The sequence below is a fragment of the bacterium genome, assembly GCA_024224155.1.
In the GTDB taxonomy this organism is placed as follows: domain Bacteria; phylum Acidobacteriota; class Thermoanaerobaculia; order Multivoradales; family JAHEKO01; genus CALZIK01.
The window spans coordinates 1-1,531 of record JAAENP010000368.1 but is presented as its reverse complement, the minus strand read 5'-3'; the positions used below and the strand labels follow the sequence as shown (position 1 = coordinate 1,531).

At 63.3% G+C, this 1,531-nt stretch carries 3 protein-coding genes; 2 read left to right on the top strand and 1 reads right to left on the bottom strand.

Annotation, left to right across the window (positions count from 1 at the left end; translation table 11 throughout):
* Positions 1–190 precede the first annotated feature (190 nt).
* Both GY769_18775 and GY769_18770 read left to right on the top strand, forming a co-directional pair.
* A complete protein-coding gene (locus tag GY769_18775) occupies positions 191–883 on the top strand; it encodes a hypothetical protein (GenBank protein MCP4203967.1) in 693 nt (230 codons plus the stop codon).
* Between the two features lie 32 nt (positions 884–915).
* On the top strand, positions 916–1,116 hold the full coding sequence (locus GY769_18770; protein ID MCP4203966.1) for a DUF4351 domain-containing protein: 201 nt from the start codon (positions 916–918) through the stop codon (positions 1,114–1,116).
* Positions 1,117–1,211: 95 nt separating this feature from the next.
* Here the strand turns inward: GY769_18770 and GY769_18765 are convergent, their stop codons facing one another.
* Positions 1,212–1,412, bottom strand: a complete 201-nt coding sequence (locus GY769_18765; protein ID MCP4203965.1) for a hypothetical protein — start codon at positions 1,410–1,412, stop codon at positions 1,212–1,214.
* Between the last annotated feature and the right edge of the window lie 119 nt (positions 1,413–1,531).

Sequence of the window (1,531 nt, the reverse complement as noted above, 5' to 3'; positions counted from 1 at the left end):
CGATGCCTACTCGCTCCTTGGGGCTGCGTTCCGTGCAGTCGGGCAGGCACGGCAGGCGGAGATGCGGTATCAAACGGCCCTGAGCATCTGTAATCGAGAGAGCCTGTCGCCTGCCTGTAAGGGTCGGCTTTATATCAAATGGGCGACGCTGCGGAACTTGCAGAACCGACCGAACGACGCTTTGCAGTTGGTGAACCAGGCCACAGACATCTTTGAAGCTGAAAAGGACGAGAAATGGATCGGCCACGCATTGGCCGCGCGGGGAGGAGCCCTTGCCTATGCCCGGCGCTTCTCAGAGGCGGTGGACAGCCTCAGTAGGGTGCTCGGACAGTACTATACGAAGCTGTCGCGCCACGTAAAGCTCTCGGCTTCCAGTAACCTGGCCTATTCGGTGCTCGGGCTCGAGGCCTCGAAGGAACTCGAAGCAGCTCGACGATATCTGCGGCACGCACGCCAACTCGCGGGGCCACGGCTCAGCGTTTCCAAATGCATCCTGTTCTGGGTGGAAGGTAAAGCCAGCATTCAAAGCGGCCGAACCGATGAAGGCGAGCGGCTGTTCAAGAAGGCGCAATTGGGCTTCGACAAGTTCGGCGCGCCCTTCGAGTACGCCCGTGTCGCTCTCGACCGCTCAGCCTTATTGCGTTTTGCCAGGCGATGGCCCGAGCTTCAGGAGCTGGCGGCCGACACCTTTCGGCGTTTCCGTGAGCTCGAGGCCGACGACGAGGCCCTCGCCGCGCTCCGGCTGTGGCTCGACGCTACCCAGGCACGGGAGCTCACCGAAGAGCTGATCGTCGATGTCGGCGAGAAGCTCGAGGAGCGCGCACGGCGACGGCGCCCGCAGCCTCGCCGCCGACGACGCCAAAGAAGGAAGAACCGTCGTTGACTGCCAGACCGCGTCACCCGAGAGGAGCTGCCGTGCACATCTCGACGGCATTCGAGCCGGGCAAGGAGCGCTTGCGAGCATCTATCCTGAGACGCCTGCTCCAGCGCCGGTTCCATGAGCTGCCAGGCTGGATCGACCAGCGCCTGGAACAGGCCAGCCAGCAGGAGCTGGAGAGCTGGGCCGATCGCGTGCTCGACGCCAAGCGTCTCGAAGACGTCTTCATCGCGGCGTAGCAGCCCGTGGCAGAAGGCAAGCCCCGGACCGAGGTCCCCGGCACCTATCTTCCTACCTTCGCCCTGCGGGACTCAAACGCTAAAAGGACGCCAGATCAGCGATCGCTCTCCCGCGCCACCGACGGCTCCTTCATCGGTCGAGGCTCGGAAGGCGCCCACTCTGAAGAGCTGAGCGTCCATCCGTCGTCCTCCGGTTTCCAGATCGTGAACAGGGTTTCGCCTCCCTCCCTCTCGAGGTCCATGGCGGTCTTCTTCGGCAGCATGCCGAACGGTCCGTCAGACTTGCGGTAGGTCATCGACTGCTCCTCTGGCTGGTTTTCCAGTCTCAGTCCATCTGCTTCCTCAGCACGGTCGGGATGTCGTAGTCGTCGACGTTCGACCAGTTGGGGCCGTAGCCGCCGGGATCGTCGGGCTG